This is a genomic window from Vallitalea sediminicola (assembly GCF_054408565.1).
On sequence record NZ_BTPT01000324.1, the window covers coordinates 1 to 270 of the forward strand.

Sequence of the window (270 nt, forward strand, 5' to 3'; positions counted from 1 at the left end):
CTTATGGGGTGTTGCTAGTTTTTCTTGAGCTAGTTTTGCTTTACTAATTTGAGCTTCTTCACTTTCAGTAGTGCTCTTTTGCGTTGCTAATGTACTGGGTTTACAAGAAGGCATGAATATGTCATTAGAGCTCATTCTTCGATCAAAGTCGTCAACAACCACTGTCATTTCTTTTTCTGCAATATGAACAGCATCTTTAACTTGAGATAACTTTCGGTTTAGGCTTCTATGCTTCTTCTCAATATTATCAATAGCATCTTTAACATTGTC

1 protein-coding gene is annotated in these 270 nt (G+C 35.9%); it reads right to left on the bottom strand.

What is annotated here, in order from left to right; all coding sequences use genetic code 11:
• Positions 1-270, bottom strand: a 270-nt coding sequence (locus tag ACX6CF_RS26910) for a hypothetical protein (protein WP_458788447.1), incomplete at both ends; no start/stop codon positions are given.